Annotated in this window: 19 protein-coding genes and 1 other annotated feature; of the genes, 3 read left to right on the forward strand and 16 right to left on the reverse strand. The window is 48.0% G+C overall.

The window, feature by feature from the left end; all coding sequences use genetic code 11:
- Positions 1–1410, forward strand: coding sequence for an NADP-dependent phosphogluconate dehydrogenase (gndA, locus tag ACFQW4_RS13760; protein WP_101763381.1), 1410 nt, complete (start codon positions 1–3; stop codon positions 1408–1410).
- Positions 1411–1445: 35 nt separating this feature from the next.
- Here the strand turns inward: gndA and ACFQW4_RS13765 are convergent, their stop codons facing one another.
- Positions 1446–2555 carry a hypothetical protein gene (locus tag ACFQW4_RS13765; RefSeq protein ID WP_192411536.1) on the reverse strand — a complete coding sequence of 370 codons (1110 nt, stop codon included), beginning with the start codon at positions 2553–2555 and terminating at the stop codon, positions 1446–1448.
- Positions 2552–3790, reverse strand: a complete 1239-nt coding sequence (locus ACFQW4_RS13770; RefSeq protein WP_192411537.1) for a glycosyltransferase — start codon at positions 3788–3790, stop codon at positions 2552–2554. The genes ACFQW4_RS13765 and ACFQW4_RS13770 overlap by 4 nt, the downstream gene beginning before the upstream one ends.
- Positions 3791–4070: 280 nt before the next feature.
- On the opposite strand from ACFQW4_RS13770, the gene ACFQW4_RS13775 reads away from it, so the two are divergent.
- The gene (locus ACFQW4_RS13775; RefSeq protein ID WP_377725819.1) at positions 4071–5216 is read left to right on the forward strand and encodes a class I SAM-dependent methyltransferase; all 1146 of its coding nucleotides are present in this window, start codon (positions 4071–4073) and stop codon (positions 5214–5216) included.
- 85 nt (positions 5217–5301) lie between these two features.
- On the opposite strand, the gene ACFQW4_RS13780 is transcribed toward ACFQW4_RS13775, so the two are convergent.
- From ACFQW4_RS13780 to hisL, 12 genes are all read right to left on the reverse strand, one after another.
- A complete protein-coding gene (locus ACFQW4_RS13780) occupies positions 5302–6417 on the reverse strand; it encodes a succinylglutamate desuccinylase/aspartoacylase family protein (protein ID WP_377725821.1) in 1116 nt (371 codons plus the stop codon).
- A 112-nt stretch (positions 6418–6529) separates the two neighbouring features.
- Positions 6530–7327 carry an ABC transporter substrate-binding protein gene (locus ACFQW4_RS13785; RefSeq protein WP_377725823.1) on the reverse strand — a complete coding sequence of 266 codons (798 nt, stop codon included), beginning with the start codon at positions 7325–7327 and terminating at the stop codon, positions 6530–6532.
- A 66-nt stretch (positions 7328–7393) separates the two neighbouring features.
- Positions 7394–7870, reverse strand: coding sequence for a YbaK/prolyl-tRNA synthetase associated domain-containing protein (locus tag ACFQW4_RS13790; RefSeq protein WP_312180223.1), 477 nt, complete (start codon positions 7868–7870; stop codon positions 7394–7396).
- Positions 7871–7958: 88 nt separating this feature from the next.
- Entirely contained in the window at positions 7959–8570 is a 612-nt protein-coding gene (gene hisIE, locus ACFQW4_RS13795; RefSeq protein ID WP_101763386.1) for a bifunctional phosphoribosyl-AMP cyclohydrolase/phosphoribosyl-ATP diphosphatase HisIE, read from the reverse strand.
- Positions 8564–9340 carry an imidazole glycerol phosphate synthase subunit HisF gene (gene hisF / locus ACFQW4_RS13800; protein WP_101763387.1) on the reverse strand — a complete coding sequence of 259 codons (777 nt, stop codon included), beginning with the start codon at positions 9338–9340 and terminating at the stop codon, positions 8564–8566. Before hisF ends, hisIE begins: the two co-directional genes overlap by 7 nt.
- Positions 9322–10059: a 1-(5-phosphoribosyl)-5-[(5-phosphoribosylamino)methylideneamino]imidazole-4-carboxamide isomerase gene (hisA, locus tag ACFQW4_RS13805; protein ID WP_192411542.1), complete on the reverse strand. Its 738-nt coding sequence runs from the start codon at positions 10057–10059 to the stop codon at positions 9322–9324. The genes hisF and hisA overlap by 19 nt, the downstream gene beginning before the upstream one ends.
- The gene (gene hisH / locus ACFQW4_RS13810) at positions 10059–10649 is read right to left on the reverse strand and encodes an imidazole glycerol phosphate synthase subunit HisH (protein WP_101763389.1); all 591 of its coding nucleotides are present in this window, start codon (positions 10647–10649) and stop codon (positions 10059–10061) included. Before hisH ends, hisA begins: the two co-directional genes overlap by 1 nt.
- Entirely contained in the window at positions 10649–11716 is a 1068-nt protein-coding gene (hisB, locus tag ACFQW4_RS13815) for a bifunctional histidinol-phosphatase/imidazoleglycerol-phosphate dehydratase HisB (protein ID WP_137386098.1), read from the reverse strand. The genes hisH and hisB overlap by 1 nt, the downstream gene beginning before the upstream one ends.
- Entirely contained in the window at positions 11713–12789 is a 1077-nt protein-coding gene (gene hisC / locus ACFQW4_RS13820; RefSeq protein WP_137386097.1) for a histidinol-phosphate transaminase, read from the reverse strand. The genes hisB and hisC overlap by 4 nt, the downstream gene beginning before the upstream one ends.
- Positions 12786–14093, reverse strand: coding sequence for a histidinol dehydrogenase (hisD, locus tag ACFQW4_RS13825; protein ID WP_377725828.1), 1308 nt, complete (start codon positions 14091–14093; stop codon positions 12786–12788). Before hisD ends, hisC begins: the two co-directional genes overlap by 4 nt.
- Before the next feature lie 4 nt (positions 14094–14097).
- Positions 14098–14997 (reverse strand): ATP phosphoribosyltransferase, encoded by a 900-nt coding sequence (gene hisG / locus ACFQW4_RS13830; RefSeq protein WP_008104821.1) that lies wholly within the window; start codon positions 14995–14997, stop codon positions 14098–14100.
- Between the two features lie 53 nt (positions 14998–15050).
- Positions 15051–15172: a sequence feature (His leader region), on the reverse strand.
- On the reverse strand, positions 15148–15195 hold the full coding sequence (gene hisL / locus ACFQW4_RS13835; protein WP_100396937.1) for a his operon leader peptide: 48 nt from the start codon (positions 15193–15195) through the stop codon (positions 15148–15150). Its footprint overlaps the feature before it by 25 nt.
- Before the next feature lie 176 nt (positions 15196–15371).
- Here hisL and ACFQW4_RS13840 point away from each other — a divergent pair, with 176 nt between their 5' ends.
- Positions 15372–16199: an SDR family oxidoreductase gene (locus ACFQW4_RS13840; RefSeq protein WP_377725830.1), complete on the forward strand. Its 828-nt coding sequence runs from the start codon at positions 15372–15374 to the stop codon at positions 16197–16199.
- Between the two features lie 113 nt (positions 16200–16312).
- Here the strand turns inward: ACFQW4_RS13840 and ACFQW4_RS13845 are convergent, their stop codons facing one another.
- Both ACFQW4_RS13845 and ACFQW4_RS13850 read right to left on the reverse strand, forming a co-directional pair.
- The gene (locus tag ACFQW4_RS13845; protein WP_350260877.1) at positions 16313–17413 is read right to left on the reverse strand and encodes a hypothetical protein; all 1101 of its coding nucleotides are present in this window, start codon (positions 17411–17413) and stop codon (positions 16313–16315) included.
- A 7-nt stretch (positions 17414–17420) separates the two neighbouring features.
- Positions 17421–18752, reverse strand: a complete 1332-nt coding sequence (locus ACFQW4_RS13850) for an MBOAT family O-acyltransferase (RefSeq protein WP_350260876.1) — start codon at positions 18750–18752, stop codon at positions 17421–17423.
- Positions 18753–19062 lie beyond the last annotated feature (310 nt).

The following is a 19062-nucleotide window of genomic DNA, read 5'->3' on the forward strand; positions in this document are numbered from 1 at the left end:
ATGTCCAAGCAACAAATCGGTGTTGTCGGTATGGCAGTTATGGGCCGTAACTTGGCTCTTAACATTGAGAGCCGCGGCTACACAGTCTCTATTTTCAACCGTTCACGCGAAAAGACGGATGAAGTCATCGCTGAGAACCAAGGCAAGAAACTGGCACCTTTTTACACCGTTGAAGAGTTTGTTGAATCGCTGGAAAAACCACGTCGTATCCTTTTGATGGTACAGGCTGGTGAAGCTACAGATAAAACGATTGCTTCTTTGACCCCGCATTTGGACAAGGGCGACATCTTGATTGATGGTGGTAACACCTTCTATAAAGATACTGTCCGCCGTAACAAAGAACTTTCTGATCAGGGCTTCAATTTCATTGGTACCGGTGTTTCCGGTGGTGAAGAGGGCGCACTGAAAGGGCCTTCCATCATGCCTGGCGGCCAGAAAGAAGCATATGAATTGGTTGCACCAATTTTAGATAAGATTGCTGCTCGTGCGGAAGATGGCGAAGCTTGTGTTGCTTACATCGGTCCGAACGGTGCTGGTCACTATGTAAAAATGGTGCATAACGGCATCGAATACGGTGATATGCAGCTGATTGCTGAAGCTTATGCACTGTTGAAAGGCGCGTTAGGCCTCGACAATGAAGAGCTGGCAAAAACCTTTACTGACTGGAACAACGGTGAGTTAAGCAGCTACTTAATCGACATCACCAAAGATATCTTCACTAAGAAAGATGAAGACGGTAAATACCTGGTTGATGTGATTCTGGATGAAGCCGCTAACAAAGGCACCGGTAAGTGGACTAGCCAGAGCTCACTGGATCTCGGCGAGCCGCTCTCACTGATCACTGAGTCAGTATTTGCACGCTACCTTTCTTCTCTGAAGACCCAACGTGTTGCAGCTTCTAAAGTGCTGAGCGGCCCTCAGGTTAAAGAATTTACTGGCGATAAGGCTGAGTTCGTCGAGAAAGTCCGTCGCGCTCTTTATCTGGGCAAGATCGTTTCCTATGCTCAGGGCTTCTCACAGTTGCGCGCTGCGTCGGAAGAGAATAACTGGGATCTGCAATACGGTGAAATTGCGAAGATTTTCCGTGCCGGATGCATTATTCGTGCGCAATTCCTGCAGAAGATTACTGATGCATACGCACAGGACGCTAACATTGCTAACCTGCTGCTGGATCCTTATTTCAAGAACATTGCAGATGAGTACCAGCAGGCGCTGCGTGATGTAGTGTCTTACGCCATTCAGAACGGTATTCCAACGCCGACCTTCTCAGCTGCTATTGCTTACTACGATAGCTATCGTTCAGAAGTTCTGCCGGCAAATCTGATTCAGGCTCAGCGTGATTATTTCGGTGCGCATACTTATAAGCGCATTGATAAAGATGGCGTATTCCACACTGAGTGGTTGGATTAAACTATAGAAAAAAAGCCTCTTTAAGAGGCTTTTTTTTAAACTGACATTGGCTGTATCAAAAATGATGACAGATAATTATGTTTCGAGTTGTCTGCAATAATAATTTCTTCTGAAAGGAGATGATCATAGATTTCAGGGTTAAATTCCTTGAGGAAGCCCGTTCTGAAAAAACAAGCGTTAGGTGTTATTTCTGATGATACTGAGAATGTATGTTTTTCAGCAATGACTTTAATTAGTTCATTTACACCATCACATCTAAATAGATTAACTCTTTTGTTATGTATTTCGTAATCTAATAAACACGTTGTGACTGTAGAAATACCATACTCACAGTATGGTATTAAATCATCAGAACCTTCTATTCCACCGAAATAAATATCTTTATCCATTCCATATAAATATATATTTTTAGGTCTGTAATCTAACGCATTTGAACTGAATGCATGTTCAGATAGTTCTGCAGGGTGAACACACCAAATAAAAACTTCCGCAGGGTTATTTTTAGCATAATTAAATATTTCAGCATAAAAAGCCCTTTTATCTGAAGGTGAATATAGATACCAATTAGTATTAGACGTGATTAAAGTGAATTTTGGTAACTGCCTTGTTTTGTAAGATCCTTTTTTTATTGTTCTTGGATATCCAAATCCCTGATCGCCAAACCACTGTAGCTTTTTATCAGAAATTGATGGCAACATACCACCAAAACCAAAGTAATGTGAACGTGTACTTATTAGTTTTGAGTCATCAGCTAAGTTTATTCCTGTCTGGAACATGCCATGTGGGATTTCGTATATAGGTAATTTCACCTTCAAACAAGCAGAGACAATTTCATTAATTGTAATAGGAATGAATGGAACTACATAGCCCAAGAAAACCACTGCCTTATCCATATTTGGTAAAAGTCCAGCAACAGAATCTTTGTCAAGTATGAATTTTATTTTACTTTCTGGGTTTAATGTTAAATACTCTCTTGCAATTAATTCAAAGTTTTCGGAATATATGTAACTTTCATAACGACTTTGCTCTGCAACAATTAAGGCAAGTTCAAAGTGAGACCTATTAAATGGCAAGTAGATAATGTGACTATCATTCCTATTATTTCCAGCAGAAGTAAAGATACCTTTGATAGTGAAATTATTCATAAACTGTAACCTGCAATTGCTGAGTCATATGCTTTAAGCGAAGCGTTAGTAATAGCTTCCGGATTATCAAATAAATAAGAAAGAGTTGCATACCATTCATCCTCAGTGGAGCATATCCAACCATTTTCGTTATTTTTAATACAATCAACGTATTCTGCAACGGAAGATGCAATAACAGCAACACCCTGAGATGCGGCTTCTATAAACTTGATATTTGATTTAGCATCATTAAAAACTGTTTTTTCTAACGGGACTAAAACGATGTCATGTTTATTAATTTCAGAAAGCATTTCATTAAAATTAACTAATGGTAAAAAATTACACTCTACACCGAGATGTGAAAATATAGACGTTTGGTCGCTAACCATACCTAAGAAACTCAAACAAAACTTATTAGGATAATCTTGCGCCAGTTTCATCAGGGGGCCACTGATTGTACTATAGTCCTTTAAGTGAGTTTTTGATCCTGATAAATACAACACCCGGACTTTTCTACTAATAATTTTTTTGCCTAAACTCTCTCTGGGAAGAAAATACTCTCGAGGTAATTTGTTTTTAGAGATTGTGATGTTCTCAATCAAATCAGAATGTAAATTGGCGATGGTTTTAGTTGAACATACCATCTGGTCTGCGCCTAATAAAATAGATGAGTCTCTGGTCATATCCTTAAGTATTTGATGGTAATCAGAAATACCTGAGCGAACAGCCCCTTTGTACTCCGAGTAATCTGGAAGTAAAAGATCATCCACATCAATTATGATTTTTACATTCAAAGTACGGCAAAGATGCATAAAGTATTTTGTTTTTCGGCTACCATTACTGGGGCGGATGAATACCATCTCTTTTGCTGTAAAAATCTCTTTAACGGAGTCCAGAAAACTCGTGTCCTGATGGATGATTACCGAAGAATTTTTTCGCACTTCTGGGAAGTATCCGCGATAAAGAAAAGAAGCATTTGTCTTAACAGTGTCAAAGAAAATTATTGATTGTCCAGATTCAAAGCGTTCTGATTTTTTTATAGCACGAAAATTAGGTTCAAAAAATTCGCGCCCTTCTTTGTATCCATATGTATAGTAATGATAAGTCCCCGACAATCCGGAGTTTTTTATATCTTGATAGAATGAAAGATATTGTTTTTCATCTAATAAAAGACTTTTGATATACGCATCTGATAAGTCCGGACGCGACCTTGCAAGATTGGATAAAAAATCCGCGAACTGGTCTTGTGAGGGCACATGCGTACTATTCTGTGATTGTGAGTTCGAAGCCGGGTCACTCCGAAGTAGTTTAAAAACAGACGAATATTTCATATGAGTTCAATCTATCAATGGGTTGAAAAAAGAGGATAAAGTCGCCATCCGTTATCATCACGCTTGGGATTTTTCAAATTCGAATGTTATGCTAATGTCCTGGTAAGTGTAAAATTATATTTCTTCGGAGCGTTCATATCAAGGTTTATGATGTGTTGAACAAGCGATATTAAAATGTGTATATGATAAATTAGTAAAAGAGTTAGTGTTAATAAACAATCATAGTTTTAATGTTACTTTGCGAGTTGATAAAATGAACTATTTGAAGCAACTGTACCAGCAGCATGAAGGTAAATCTTCGGATAAATGGGATATTTATCTCGATGTATATGATGAACTTTTTTTTGACCGGCGCTCTAATGTGTCAAGTTTTTTAGAAATTGGCGTACAAAACGGAGGTTCGCTTGAAATTTGGAGTAAATACTTTTCTTCGGCTCAACATCTGGTTGGCTGTGATATAAATCCTGATTGTGCCAAATTAAATTATGACAATCCTTCAATCGAAGTGGTAATAGGAAACTCATCAACAGTTGAAATAAAAGAAAAAATTTTATCAATTTCCTCTGCATTTGATGTGATCATTGATGATGGCTCACATTTTTCTTCGGATATAATAAAATCTTTCTTGCTTTACTTTCCATTAATTGCTGATGATGGGATATATATCATTGAAGATCTTCATGCAAGTTATTGGGAAAGCTTTGAAGGTGGGTTGTATTATCCCTATTCTTCAATGTCATTCTTAAAAAAACTTGCAGATGTTCCAAATCAGGAGCATTGGGGTGTTAAGCGTGATGCGAAAGATTATTTATCTCCATTTTATCGTTTTTATAATTGTGAATCCATTGATAGTGTAGACTACTCAACTATTCATTCAGTTACTTTTGTGAATTCATTATGTGTAATAAAAAAGAAAAAATCAGAAAGTAACATTCTTGGTTCTCGTCATATCGCAGGAACTGAGTGGGATGTTTTTTCAAGAAATAAAAACTCGCAGGGTTTAAAAATAAATTGTATACCACAAGAGAAAAACATCTGGAGCCAACTTGATACATTCCCTGAAATGGAATGGACAAAGTTAGTTACGAATGGAGTTGATAACGAAAATATTAATATTTCTTTGCAACAACAAATTGAACTTTCTCAACATGAATTAAATGTTAAGATTAAAACTTTGCTCAATGAGATTAGTCAAAAAGAGTTGTCTTACGAAAACTTATTAGAAGAAAATGCTCGTATTTCTGTGAAGCTAAAAAATATTACTACAGAAAATCATGCAATACTAACCTCTAATAGCTGGAGGATTACCCAGCCTCTAAGAGCTTTAATGAGAAAGTTTAAACGTAACTGAGTACTGGTTTTTATTGAAATTGAACAAAATTTGTTGGCCCACTTATCTTGTTGGGCCAAATATTCAACCCTATTTAGTTCTAGAATTACACCACCAACAACTCCCCCCGTCTCCCAGCATTCTCCCCAGCCAGCCTCACCACCAACATCCCCGCCGTCACAAACTTGGTCAAATTCCTCGCATACAACACGCCACCAAACTCTGCCACCAGCGGCATCACCTGGTCAGTAATGGGATCAACAACCTCCGCCACTACTTCCCCAGCCTTAATCCACTCGCCCAAATTACGTCGGTAAAACACCAATCCAGATTGCGCCGCATGAATATACTCACATCCCGCCAGCGCCGTCGCCGGATGAATCAGGGCAGGGGATTCACCTACTTCACCCGCAATATATCCGCCCTCAATCAGCGCATTGATAATCGCGTCGGCATCTTTCTCCGCCATCTCAGGCGATACATCCGCGACACCGCGCAGTTCCAGCGTCACCGGCAGCAAGCCGCGCGGCATCGGATACTCATCACCAAAACGCTCTGCCAATGTTAGCCACGGCTCACAGCAAGCCTCATCAAACGGTTCACCGCCAGATATCTGCGCCAGCAACTGCACTTCACTGCCTAACCAACGCGCCAACGGTTCAATGTCCGGCCATGCGTGCGGCGTGGTGTAGAGGTGTGGCAGCGCATCCCAGTCACAATGCAGATCAATCATCAAATCGGCTTGGCTCGCCATACGCATCAGCGTAAAGCGCTGGGCATCCAGTTCGGTGCGGGCAATGCGGTCACGATAATGGCGATCAATCGCTTCCCTGATCAGGCGTTTGTTTTCGTATTCACTTTGCGTCAGTGAGCCAGCGAGTTCCTCAACCAAGGCTTCACCCAATGCCGGGAAGCGGCGGTTAAAGTCTTGTCCTGATAACGTATGGAAACGCCCGAGATGGCTACCGTGCCAGTGTTGTCCCATGGCTAAAGGATTCGCCACCGGCACCAATGTGATTTTGGCTTTGAGTTGTCCGGCAGATTCCAGCGCCAGCAGTTTCTGTTTCAAGTACCATGCCACCGCCATGCCCGGCAGTTCATCGCCGTGCAGCGCAGCCTGAATATAGACGCGTTGCTGCGAATCCGTACCGAAGTGGAAGCTGACAATTTCGCGTTGCGTGCCCAGCGAGGCGCTTAATAGAGGATGATGTTGTTGTTGCATAACGCTATCGATGTCCTTTATTCATGGCACGCTTTCAGCGACGCCAGATGCATTTTCTGATGGAATTATAGTGCTGAGTGCAAAAAGGGCGGCAAAAAAGCCGCCCAAAAGATTACTGCTGGATGGAGATGTCAGTTGCGAAGTACTTTTTCTGAATTTTATCGAAAGTGCCGTTCTTCTTCAGTTCGGCAAACGCGTTATCCAGTGCGGTTTTCAGTTCGGTGTCGCCTTTACGCAGACCAATCGCGGTGCCCGGACCGATAATCGGATCCTGCACAATCGGGCCGGCCAATTCGAAATCTTTGCCCTGCGGATGTTTCAGGAAACCATTGGCGGCTTGAGCAGCATCGGTAAACACCACATCAAGACGACCCGAAATCAAATCGCTCTCAACTTGTGCCTGATCGCCATAAGGCACAACCTGCACGCCATGCGGCTGCCATTTGGCCAACGCATAACGCTCCTGCACGGTGCCTTGTTCAACGCCCACGGTTTTGCCTTTCAGCGATTCAGCAGTTGGCAGCAAGCCAGATCCTTTACGCGCAATCAGCTGCGTATGGGTGTCGTAGAGCGGCACGGTGAAATCAATCTGCTTCAAACGTTCTTCGGTGATGCCCATATCCGACAAGATGGCGTCGAACTTACGCGCTTTCAGCGCCGGGATCATGCCATCGAACTGGCTCTCCACCCACACGCATTTTGCCTGCATCTGCTGGCACAGCGCATTGCCGAGATCGATATCAAAACCGACCAGTTTGCCCTGTGGCGTTTTGGATTCGAAAGGAGGATAGGTGGGATCCACTGCGAAACGCACCTGATCAATTTTTGCCTGTGCGCCAAACGCGCAACCTGCCAGCACAGCCAGCGCCAGCGTGTGACGCAGGCGGGCGGTTAAACGAGAACTTGCCATAATATCGGTCTTCTTTGGATGTGATGTTGAGTCAGAAAGAGTACCGCTCAGGGCCTGGCAAGGCAATTAGAGGATTATTTTCATCACGTTACCATTATGCAGTGCCTGGTAATCTGCAATGTTGAGCACTACCGATTGCTCCAGCAATCCGGCATTGAAGGCGATTTCGTCATAGCGTTCAAACAGCAGCGGATCGACCACCAGCTGTAAATCAGGATGGAAGCTAAACGGCGGAATAGCCCCAAATACGCAGCCGGTCAGCGTATCCACTTCCGCAGGCGAGGCCAGCGAAGCGCGTCGACCGCCAACCGCTGCAGCAACCTTGCTGAGATCCGCTTGCTGATCGGCAGGCAGCACCGCCAGCACATGTTGCTTGATGCCGTTGCCTTTCACATGACACACCAGCGCCTTCGCGCCTTGCCCTACTTCCGTGCCACGAATTGCCGCCACCGCTTCGCACTTGCCGGTCGCTTCATGCTCCATCACACGATAGCGCGCCTGATGTTGGTCGAGCAGGGCGATCAGTTTTTCATGGGTGGTCATGGTGTTTTCCATGCTGATGAATAGCGTAGGGTGCGCATTTATGCGCGCCTGGGACATTGGTCGCCATGAATGGCGACCCTACGAAACGTTATTTATGACGCGCGCGCAGATTATTGATGATGGTGCTCAAATCCAGCTCCTGATCCTGCAGCAGCACCATCAGGTGATAAAGCAGATCCGAAGCTTCATTGGTCAGCTCGTGACGATCGTTAACCGTTGCAGCCAACGCCGTTTCCACGCCTTCTTCACCCACCTTCTGCGCGATACGCTTGGTGCCGCTGGCATAAAGCTTCGCGGTGTACGAACTCTCTGGATCGGCGCTTTTGCGCGAAGCCAGCAGCTGCTCCAGCTGATAGAGGAACGTCCAGTCTGGCGCAGCCGGTGAGAAGCAGCTGGAAGTGCCGAGATGGCAGGTTGGGCCAATCGGATTGGCCAGCACCAGCAGCGTGTCGTTGTCGCAGTCCGGCGTAATGCTCGCCACTTGCAGGAAGTGGCCCGAGGTTTCGCCTTTGGTCCATAAACGGTTTTTGGTGCGAGAGAAGAAGGTGACGTTGCCCTCGCTGAGGGTTTTTTGCAGCGCTTCTTCATTCATATAACCGTGCATCAGCACTTCGCCGGAAACGTTGTGCTGGACGATAACGGGCATCATGCCCGCGGTTTTGACCCAATCCAGCCTGGCCAGTTGTTCTGCAGTTAACACGCGCGAATCTCCACACCGTTGTCGATCAGGAAGTTTTTCAACTCGCCGATATTGATAATTTGTTTGTGAAACACCGAAGCCGCCAGCGCGCCATCGACGTTCGCCTGCACAAAGGCGTCAAGGAAGTGCGGCATCGTGCCTGCGCCGCCGGAGGCGATCAGCGGCACTTTGCACACATCGCGCACTTTCTTCAGCTGCACCAGATCGTAGCCGTTACGCACGCCATCCTGGTTCATCATGTTGAGTACGATTTCACCCGCGCCCAGCTTCTGCACTTCCTGTACCCAATCCAGAGTTTCCCACGTGGTCACTTTGGTGCGCGCTTCGTCGCCGGTGTATTGATTGACGTGATATTTACCGCTCACTTCGTCAAACCAGGTATCGATGCCCACCACGATGCACTGCACGCCAAAGCGATCGGCCAGGCGCGTAATCAGCGTCGGATCGGCTAAGGCCGGCGAGTTGATGGAAATCTTGTCGGCACCAAACTGCAGAATGCGCGCCGCGTCTTCTTCGCTCTTAATGCCGCCCGCCACGCAGAAAGGAATATCGATCACTTCCGCCACGCGCGACACCCAGCTTTTGTCCACGACGCGGCCATCTGATGAGGCGGTGATATCGTAGAATACCAGCTCGTCCGCACCTTCCTGCGCATAGCGCTGCGCCAGCGGCACGATGTCGCCGATGATTTCGTGGTTGCGGAACTGCACGCCTTTCACCACTTGCCCGTCACGCACATCGAGACAAGGAATTATCCGTTTTGCCAGCATGCGATTGCCTCCGCCACCGTGAATTTATCTTCCAGTAACGCGCGACCAACGATCACGCCCTGTGCGCCGCTGCCGCGTAACGCCGCGATGTCATCCAGCGAACCGATGCCGCCTGAAGACTGAAAAGCGATGTCCGGGAAGGCCGCAGACACTTCTTTATACAGCGCGACGTTGGATCCGCTCAGCGTGCCGTCGCGCGAAATGTCAGTGCACAACACATGCTTAAGGCCAACCGGCTGATACCAGCCAATCACCTCTTCCAGCGTCACGCCCGCCGCTTCCTGCCAGCCGCTGATCGCCACCTCTTTGCGGTTGTTGGCATCAATGCGCACATCTAATGCCAGCACGATGGCGTCGGCGCCAAACTCGTTAAACCAGCTTTTGACTTCTTCCGGTTGCTTCACCGCGGTGGAACCGACCACCACGCGCGTGGCACCCGCTGCCAGCAGCGCCGCCACATCATCGCGATGGCGGATGCCGCCGCCGACCTGCACCGGCACGGTCACGCCGCGCAGTAAGGTGGTGAGCAGGGGAATCTGACGTTTGGCCGGATCTTTCGCGCCGGTCAAATCCACCAGATGCAGCACTTCAGCACCCTGGCGTTGGTAATCCTGTAAGCGCGGCAGCGGATCGCTACCGTAATCGCGCTGCTGGCCGTAGTCGCCCTGATGCAGGCGCACCACTTTGCCGTCGATTAAATCTAATGCGGGGATAATCATCACATCTCCAGGAAATTTTTCAGCAGCTGCGCGCCGGCTTTGCCTGAACGCTCCGGGTGAAACTGAACGCCGAAGAAGTTATCTTTTTGCAGGGCAGCGGTGAACGGATAGCCGTAATCGCACTGGGCGATAGTGGCGGCATTCACCGGCATGGCGTAGCTGTGCACGAAGTAGAAGTAGCTGCCATCGGGAATGTCGCGGAACAGATGATGGCCGGCTTTAGCGGTGATCTGGTTCCAGCCCATGTGCGGCAGCGGTAAATCCTGCGTGTCCATTAGCGTCACCGGCTCATCAACCAGGCCGAGCGTGGTGACGCCGCCATTCTCATCGCTACCGCGACCGAGCAGCTGCATGCCGAGGCAAATACCGAGCACCGGCTGAGTACAGGCTTTGATTAAGTCGATGAGATCGCGCTCCTGCAGCTGATTCATCGCCGCCTGCGCGGTGCCCACGCCGGGCAGCAGCAGCTTGTCGGCATGCAGCACCACATCCGGGTCGCGGCTCACCTGCGGCGTGTAGCCGAGGCGCTCAATCGCCCACTTCACCGAAGACAGGTTGGCGCAGCCGGTATCGAGGATCACCACGTTCATCACAGCACTCCTTTCGAGCTCGGCAAGGTGTTGCCTTCCACGCGAATCGCCTGGCGCAGCGTGCGGCCAAAGGCTTTGAACAGGCTTTCCACACGATGGTGATCGTTACGGCCTTTGGTTTTCAGGTGCAGCGTGCTCATCATGGCGTAGGAGAGGGAGCTGAAGAAGTGCTCGACCATCTCGGTGCTGAGATCGCCGACGCGCTGGTAGCTGAACTCGGCTTTGAATTCGATGTGAGGACGGCCGGAGATATCCAGCGCGCAGCGTGCCAGGCACTCATCCATGGGCAGTACAAAGCCGAAACGGCCGATGCCACGTTTGTCGCCCAGCGCTTTCAGCAGCGCTTCGCCGAGCGCCAGGCCGGTATCTTCCACGGTGTGGTGATCGTCGATGTAGAGATCGCCTTTCACATCAATGTTCATGCGAAAGCCGCCGTGCACCGCAATCTGGTCCAGCATGTGATCGAAGAAGCCGACGCCGGTGTTAATTTTGCTGCCGCCTTCACGATCCAGCCACACTTCGACTTTAATCTGCGTCTCTTTGGTGTTGCGTTGCACCAGCGCGTAACGATCGCGTTTGGTCAGGCGCGCCTGAATCGCATCCCAATCTTCGCCTTCCGCACCGTAACGCAGGCCCTGAATGCCCATGTTCTGCGCCAGCTGAATATCGGTGAGACGATCGCCAATTACGTAGCTGTTGGCGGTATCGAGCGCACCGGCGGCCAGCCAGGCTTCCACCATTTTGGTCTTCGGCTTGCGGCAATCGCAGTTATCTTCCGGCATATGCGGGCAGATCAGGATGTCGCTGAAATTCACGCCTTGTGAGCGGAGAATTTGCATCATCAGGTTGTGCGGGCCGTCAAAATCCGCCTGCGGGAAGCTGTCGGTGCCGAGGCCATCCTGATTGGTGATCATCACCAGCTGATAGCCCGCTGCCTGCAACGCCAGCAGCGCCGGAATGGCGTTCTTCTCAAACGCCAGCTTCTCCATGCGATCCACCTGATAATCGGTGGGTGGCTCAGAAATGATGGTGCCGTCGCGGTCGATAAAAAGGATCTTCTGACTCATGCTTGCTCCACTGATAAGGCTTGCAGCGCGGCGATCAGGCGCTCGCACTCTTCACGGGTGCCGATGGAGATGCGCAGGCATCCCGCAAGGCCGGGGTTTTTATTTTGGTCGCGCAGAATAATGCCTTGATCCCACAGCGTTTTAAACACTTTTGGCGAATCAGTGAAGCGCGCCAGAATATAGTTGGTTTCACTCGGGAACACCTGCTGCACTACGCTAATCTGCGGCAACTGCTCAAACAGCCAGGCACGATTGGCGTTCAGCTCGGCAACGTGTTGACGCATCAGCGTAATGCCTTGCTCGCTCAGCGCTTGTCCAGCCACATCCGCCACCGGCGTCGCCAGCGGATAGGGCGCAATCACCTTCATCAGCAGATCGATCACCGGCTTGTTCGCGAGGGTGAAGCCGCAGCGCAAACCGGCCAGCGCAAAGGCTTTAGACAGCGTGCGCAGAATCACTAAGTGCGGATATTCCTGCAGCCAGCCCGCCAGTGTCGCGTCCGGGCAGAACTCGATATAGGCTTCATCGGCCACCACCAGCGCTTTACCGGCGGTCATCGCCAGCAGCGCGCGGATGTCATCCTGATTGATCAGGTTGCCGGTCGGATTGTTCGGGCTGCACATATAGACGACTTTCACGCCGTCGAGCTGATCAGCAATCGCCGGCAGATTCAGCTGCCAGTCATCGAGTGCCGCCACGGTGCGGTATTCAATGCCGATGGTTTCGGCGCTGACGCTATACATGCCGTAGGTTGGCGGGCAGAACAGAATCGCATCTTTGCCCGGCTCGCAAAACGCGCGCATCAGCAGTTCGATACCTTCATCCGCACCGCGGCTGACCAGAACCTGCTCCGGCGTCAAACCAGCGTAAGCGGCGTAGCGCTCAATGACAATCTTCGGCTGGCATTCCGGATAGCGGTTCAGCGTCTGCTGCGACAGCTCAAACGGCACCGGCAGCGGGAATTCGTTGGCATTCAGCCACACATCACCGTTACCACCCAGACGACGCGCCGATTGATACGGCGTCAACGCTCGCACGTTGGCGCGCGCTAACTCTTCAATATTCAGGCTCATGCTTGCTCCTTTAGCGCGGCAACACGCAGGGTAACGGCATTTTTGTGGGCTTCCAGCTGCTCGGCGGCGGCCAGCGTTTCAATCGTCGCGGCAAGATTGAGGAAGCCTTGCGGCGTCAGCTCTTGCACCGTCATACGTTTCTGGAAATCGGCCAGGCCAAGGCTGGAACAGGTCGCGGTGTAGCCATAGGTCGGTAGCACGTGATTAGTGCCGGACGCGTAATCGCCCGCCGATTCCGGGGACCAGTCGCCAAGGAATACCGAACCGGCGCTGGTGATGCTTTCGACCAGATCGCGCGGCTGGCGCGTCTGAATGATCAGGTGCTCCGGGCCGTACAGGTTGGAGATCTCGATGCACTGCTCCAAATCGCGCAGCACAATCAGGCGGCTGCTCGCTAACGCCTGACGCGCGGTAGCCGCGCGCGGCAGCTGCGCCAGTTGCTCTTCAACCGCTTGCGCCACGCCTTCGGCCAGTTGCAGCGACGGCGTCAGCAGAATTACCTGCGAATCCGGGCCGTGTTCCGCCTGCGACAGCAAATCGGATGCCACGAACGCGGGCGTGGCGCCTTCATCGGCAATCACCAGCACTTCCGATGGACCGGCTGGCATATCAATTGCCGCGCCATCTAAACGCTGGCTGACCTGACGTTTGGCTTCGGTGACATACGCGTTGCCTGGGCCAAAAATCTTGTCCACTTTCGGCACGGTTTCGGTGCCGAAGGCGAGGGCGGCGATGGCTTGTGAACCGCCCACCTGAAACACCTCTTTCACGCCACACAGCTGGGCGGCGTAAAGAATTTCATCGGCAATCGGCGGCGGCGAGCACAGCACCACGCGACCGCAACCGGCGATGCGTGCCGGTGTCGCCAGCATCAATACGGTTGAGAACAGCGGGGCGGAACCGCCAGGAATGTACAAACCTACCGATTTGACCGGACGGGTAATCTGCTGGCAGCGCACGCCAGGCTGAGTTTCCACATCCACTTCCGCCAGAATCTGCGCGTTGTGGAAGGTCTCGATATTAGCCACGGCCACGGCCATCGCCTGCTTCAGCGTGTCACTCAGACGATCGCTGGCCGCTTGCATCTCTTCGGCGCTGACGCGCAGGTTATCCACCTGCGCTTTATCGAAGCGTGCGCTAAATTCACGCAGCGCCGCATCGCCGCTCTCTTTCACTTGCACTAACACGTCGCGCACGATCTGGCTGATAGTTTCTGAAGCCGAAATCGCCGGACGCATCAGCAGCGCTTGCTGCTGCTCTGCGCTGCACTGCTGCCAATCAATAGGTGTCATCAGCGTGCTCATGGTATTACTCCAACATTTTTTCAATTGGCAGCACGAGGATCGAGCTGGCACCCAGCGACTTCAGCTTTTCCATGGTTTCCCAGAACAGCGTTTCGCTGCTCACCATGTGCATCGCCACGCGGCTCACATCGCCGGCCAGCGGCAGCACGGTTGGACGCTCAGCACCCGGCAGCAACGCAATCACCTCATCCAGGCGCTCGCTTGGCGCGTGCAGCATGATGTACTTGGATTCACGCGCTTTAATTACGCCCTGAATACGCGTCATCATTTTGTCGACCAGCTCTTGCTTGGCGGCAGGCAGTTCGCCATCGCGCTGAATCAGCACCGCTTTAGAGCGGTAGATCACTTCCACTTCGCGCAGGCCGTTGGCTTCCAGCGTGGCGCCGGTTGAAACCAGGTCACAAATCGCATCGGCCAGACCCGCGCGTGGTGCGACTTCAACCGATCCGTTCAGCAGGCAGGATTTAAAGGCGACGCCTTGTTTATCGAGGTATTTCTTCAGCAGGTGTGGATAAGAGGTGGCGATGCGGGCGTTATTCAGGCATTGCGGGCCGGTGTACTCTTCATCAACCGGCATCGCCAGCGACAGGCGACAACCGCCGAAATCCAGACGACGCAGCGTGAAGTAACGCGGATCTTCGCCCTGAGCACGGCGATTCAGCAGCTCCTCTTCCAGCACGTTTTCACCGACGATACCGAGATCGACCACGCCATCCATTACCAGGCCAGGGATATCGTCATCGCGCACACGCAGGATGTCGATCGGCATGTTCTCCGCAAACGCAATCAGACGCTGTTGCTGAAGGTTAATTTTGATACCGCAGCGTGCCAGCAGTTCGCGTGATTCATCACTTAAACGGCCAGATTTCTGCATAGCTATGCGAATACGGGTGTTATCTAACATGGTTCCTGTCCTCTTATTCAATCCTGTCTGAACGTGTTGGTTGGCGTTCGCCCATAAAAAAACCCCCGGAAGATGATCTTCCGGGGGCTCTCTTTGCGTTCGCACCACTGGAAGATCCTAATCGTCTCCCAGCACACATCGCCTGAAAGACTAGTCAGGGTGATGGTGATGATGGTGGTTGAACTGAACGCGTGTCATAGTAAATTCCGTTGCTGAATGAGTATTCATTTGCGTGCTGAATAACCTAACGAAGATGGTGACAATTGGCAACCCTTTTTTAACCGTCAATTTCCGGAATCTCCCGAAACAGTTTACGCTGGTTTGGCACATCTACCCGCACTAAGATGAAGTGTGAGCCCATAGCAGGAGTCGATATGAAAAAGGTCGCGATCGTAGGTCTGGGATGGCTGGGTATGCCGCTGGCGATGGCGCTAACGGCACGCGGCTGGCAGGTCACCGGCAGTAAAACCTCGCCGGATGGCGTGGACGCCGCACGCCGCTGTGGCATTGAAGCCTTCCAGCTGGTGCTGACCCCGGAACTGGAGTGTGAAGCCGAAGAGTTAGATACGCTGATGGCAGTCGATGCGCTGGTGGTGACCTTGCCTGCCAGCCGCACGGTGAAAGGCGGTGAAGATTACATGCAGGCGGTGCAGAACGTCGTGGATACCGCGCTGGCAAACAAAGTGCCGCGCATTATTTTCACCAGTTCAACGTCAGTGTACGGCAGCGGTGAGGGCGTAATGAAAGAGAGCAGTCCGCTGCAGCCGGAAACCGTCGCCGGCAAAACGTTGATGGAGTTGGAGAACTGGCTGCACGATCTGCCCGGTACCAGCGTGGACATTGTGCGTCTCGCAGGATTAGTGGGGCCGAATCGTCATCCGGGGCGTTTCCTTGCCGGTAAAACCGGGCTGGAAAACGGCGGTCATGCGGTTAATCTGGTGCATCTCGATGATGTGGTCGATGCGATTGTGCTGTTGCTGCAAACCCCGAAAGGCGGGCATGTCTACAATTTGTGTGCCTCGAAACACCCGTCGCGCGACAGTTTCTATCCTAGCGTTTCGAAGCAGTTGGGGCTTGAGCCGCCGACGTTCATTGTTGAGCCCGAGCGTTCTAACGGGAAAGTGATTGATGGCTCGAAGATCGCGAGTGAGCTGGGGTTTGAGTATACGTATGATGACCCGATGAAAATGCCGTTAGAGTAATTATATATAGCCCAATCATTTTAAAACTGATTGTTAATATTGATGAATATTTGAATGTTGTTGAATATAAGGCCGCAAGTGCGGCCTAAAAAACTCAAAATATGAGTGTTTTATTATTGGCTGTTTTTATTCACATCATACTGAAAAACTTTACCCATTGAGTCACGTTCGACAACAGTAACTATCACATAATCTGGTTTATAATTTAATATTATTTCTTTTATTTTTTCAGGTGTTACTCTTGCATGATGTATCTGAAGGGTTTCGGAAAAAGTTACTGCCATTAACCTAGACATTGCCGTGCCAAATGAATCTCTTAACCAAACAACCTTTTTATTATTCAAGGCATTAGGCGATTTTATCAGAAGGTTTTCTTGGGGTGAATCAATCGGTGTGTTTTTACCATTATAAATTACTTTACCGGTAGAGTATGAAGATTCAATTATATTATAATTGCTAATTGATTTGTTTTTAATCGTAACATTGACGTCATTAAGGAAATCACCAGACCTTTGAAAATGAGATAAATCACCAGGTGCTCTAGGATACTGGTCAAACTCTAATTTTTCTGAAGGCCAAATTAATCCATCATTATTGTTTTTTGATTTCTCTTCAAGAGCTTTAAAAGCAAGAGATGCACCTAATTCATTCCAGTGTGTATCCGTCTTGAAATATAATGGATTACTGTTATTACCCTTTTCAGACCTAATTTTAGAGAATGTATCTACATAAACAGAAGGATTTAAGGAAAGCAACTTTTGAGGAATTTGATTAGCGTTAGGCTCATACCAATCAGGCATATATTCAGGATAAATGCTCTCTTTATCGGGACCAATTACTATATAGAACCTTTTGCAATCAAGGCTATTTAAATATTCTGACCAACTGTTGATGGATTTATTTACACTTTGAATTTGGTCCTCAAAGGATTTTTCCCCATTAATTTTTTTCATTAATGTTTGGTTGAAATCTTTGCCTAAAAATAACCATCCATCCTTACCTTGATAAACACTGCTGGGATCTATAGATATACCAAGTTTATTACCAAGGCTGCCGAGTACTGATAAAATGGGATCAATATTGTAGGCCTGATTCAAAGCACCATGTAAGCTTTTTGCTTTGTAAAATGTTATGCCGTCATAAAGTCTATATGCTGGAAGTGCAAGAACCGAAAGAATAAAAATTAACAAGAAGGTGATGGATTTAGTCTTCATAGTTACCTCAGAAATTAAAATAGAGAAATACCGCACTTTCTGAGTGCAGACTAAGATAAACAGCCATGGATGAAATGAAGGCCAATATGACGATTTTAAAATAACCAATCCTTTGGCCAATTATTATTTCTTGTGAGTTTTTCAATGAGCAGCAAAGTAATGCTATCGCTGACATGATAAAGACTGAGGAATATGCTGCTATACCATATGAGATGTTTTTAGCTACCCATCCTGCAATTTGTCCATATCGTGATAGATCATTCAAGGGCAGTTGTTCAAGAGAAATGTTTCTCATATTGGAAATCGTAAACATATTAGAAAGAATAGTGGAGGCTTGTCCAAAACTTTCAGACCTGAAAAAAACCCAACTGATATTTACAAACATGAATGTTATAAACCAAGCAATAGGTTTGTACATCCGCATGCCAGTAGCTTTCCAGGCGCGATGAATAATAAGGGCTGCGCCGTGCATTGCTCCCCAAAGTACGAATAACCAACTTGCACCATGCCATAAACCAGCAATAGTAAAGGTGAAGAATAGGTTGAAGTAAGTCCTAAACGGAGAAAGTCTATTTCCGCCTAAAGGTATATATATGTAATCGCGTAAATATCTGCCCAGTGTAATGTGCCATCTCCTCCAAAAATCTTGTATATCAACAGCTTTATAAGGAGAGTTAAAATTTATAGGAAGCATGATGTTAAACAGCAAGGCAGCACCAATTGCCATATCACAATAGCCACTAAAATCGAAATATAATTGGAAGGTGTATGATAAACTCGTCGCCCATGCGCTATAAAAATCATGTACATAGCCCGGAGAGTATCCTTCTTGCGCAAATACCGCAAACGTGTCAGCAATAATTACTTTTTTTATCAATCCAATTGAAAAAATGCATAGTCCAGAAAGTATATTGGAAAAATTAACTTTGTTATTATTATGATCTTTAAATTGCGGCATCATTTCGCCATGATGGAGGATTGGCCCCGCAATCAAATGAGGAAAGAACGTTACAAAAAGAATGTAATTGATAAAGCTATATTCTTTAACTTTTCCTTTATAGCTATCCACCAAAAAAGCAATTTGAGTGAATGTGAAGAAACTTATTCCAAGAGGGAGTAATAAATGAAGAGGAGTGAAACTATTATCAAAAAATGAGTTTACGTTCTCGAGGAAAAAATTAGAGTATTTATAATATCCCAGAGCGCCAATATTTATAAGTATGCCAAATATTAAAATATATTTTCTTTTTTGACTTTTAATGTCATCTTTAGGTGTAATTATATTTCCGATCACGAAGTTGAAAATGATTGATGAGAGAAGTAAAGGTATATATTTCACCTCCCAATAACCATAGAAAAACAAACTAGCCAGACATAACCATGCTTTACTGGTTTTATAGAAACCATATTTGTTTAGTGAAAAATAAACAATTGCGCATATAGGTAAAAATACGAAAATAAAGTATGAAGAGCTGAAAAGCATCAAATCACCCGAAAATTTGTAAATGCTAAAGTGCCAATGTAAGGTTATTATAATCTAATTGTTTTGATATTGACAAGGATAACGAGCGGAAGTCAGAGGAGAGTTTTAATAAAAGTTATGATGTGCATCACACTGATAATTTACAATTAAAAATAATTTTTCAGTT

The sequence above is a fragment of the Pantoea sp. GCM10028869 genome (assembly GCF_042666835.1).
In the GTDB taxonomy this organism is placed as follows: Bacteria; Pseudomonadota; Gammaproteobacteria; order Enterobacterales; family Enterobacteriaceae; genus Pantoea; species Pantoea leporis.

Coding starts and splice junctions, on each gene's coding strand:
- ACFQW4_RS13845 (WP_350260877.1), bottom strand. CDS start 17,413: ATGAAGACTAAATCCATCACCTTCTTGTTAATTTTTATTCTTTCGGTT.
- hisD (WP_377725828.1), bottom strand. CDS start 14,093: ATGAGCACGCTGATGACACCTATTGATTGGCAGCAGTGCAGCGCAGAG.
- ACFQW4_RS13790 (WP_312180223.1), bottom strand. CDS start 7,870: ATGACCACCCATGAAAAACTGATCGCCCTGCTCGACCAACATCAGGCG.
- ACFQW4_RS13785 (WP_377725823.1), bottom strand. CDS start 7,327: ATGGCAAGTTCTCGTTTAACCGCCCGCCTGCGTCACACGCTGGCGCTG.
- ACFQW4_RS13765 (WP_192411536.1), bottom strand. CDS start 2,555: ATGAATAATTTCACTATCAAAGGTATCTTTACTTCTGCTGGAAATAAT.
- hisH (WP_101763389.1), bottom strand. CDS start 10,649: ATGAACGTGGTGATCCTCGATACCGGCTGCGCCAACCTGTCTTCGGTG.
- hisB (WP_137386098.1), bottom strand. CDS start 11,716: ATGAGTCAGAAGATCCTTTTTATCGACCGCGACGGCACCATCATTTCT.
- hisG (WP_008104821.1), bottom strand. CDS start 14,997: ATGTTAGATAACACCCGTATTCGCATAGCTATGCAGAAATCTGGCCGT.
- hisC (WP_137386097.1), bottom strand. CDS start 12,789: ATGAGCCTGAATATTGAAGAGTTAGCGCGCGCCAACGTGCGAGCGTTG.
- hisA (WP_192411542.1), bottom strand. CDS start 10,059: ATGATTATCCCCGCATTAGATTTAATCGACGGCAAAGTGGTGCGCCTG.
- ACFQW4_RS13780 (WP_377725821.1), bottom strand. CDS start 6,417: ATGCAACAACAACATCATCCTCTATTAAGCGCCTCGCTGGGCACGCAA.
- ACFQW4_RS13840 (WP_377725830.1), top strand. CDS start 15,372: ATGAAAAAGGTCGCGATCGTAGGTCTGGGATGGCTGGGTATGCCGCTG.
- hisF (WP_101763387.1), bottom strand. CDS start 9,340: ATGCTGGCAAAACGGATAATTCCTTGTCTCGATGTGCGTGACGGGCAA.
- gndA (WP_101763381.1), top strand. CDS start 1: ATGTCCAAGCAACAAATCGGTGTTGTCGGTATGGCAGTTATGGGCCGT.